Annotated in this window: 1 protein-coding gene; it reads left to right on the forward strand. The window is 64.3% G+C overall.

Annotated elements, in window-relative coordinates; genetic code table 11:
* The coding region (locus tag PG887_RS22625) for a DDE-type integrase/transposase/recombinase (RefSeq protein ID WP_270822983.1) at positions 1 to 530 on the forward strand (530 nt) is incomplete at both ends.

Genomic DNA, 530 nt, shown 5'->3' on the forward strand with positions numbered 1-530 from the left:
GTGTTGGGGCTGAGTCTGCGCACGCTCCAGCGCTGGTTGGCCGGGCCTGAGCTGAGTGCCGATAGGCGACCGGATGCCGTTCGTCCCATACCAGCGCATGCCTTGGGCCCAGAAGAGCGGCAGGCGGTGCTGGAGGTCTGCAATAGCCCGGAGTTTGCCTCGCTGCCACCGAGCCAAATCGTGCCCCGGTTAGCCGACCAAGGGCGTTACTTGGCCAGTGAGTCGAGCTTCTATCGCATCCTGCGCGCGGCAGACCAGCAGCATCGGCGCGGCCGAAGCCAGCCACCGCGTCCTGTGCCGGTACCCACCAGCCATACTGCGACCGGCCCCAACCAGGTGTGGTCCTGGGATATCACCTACCTGCCGTCAACGGTGCGCGGCCAGTTTTACTACCTCTATCTGATAGAGGACATTTACAGCCGCAAAGGCGTGGGCTGGGAAGTGCATGAGCAGGAGTGCGGTGAACGGGCGGCGGCGTTGCTGCAACGGAGCATCATCCGCGAGCAGTGCTGGAAGCAGCCGCTGGTCTT

This window comes from Aeromonas sp. QDB14 (genome assembly GCF_027707845.1).
Lineage (GTDB): Bacteria > Pseudomonadota > Gammaproteobacteria > Enterobacterales > Aeromonadaceae > Aeromonas > Aeromonas caviae.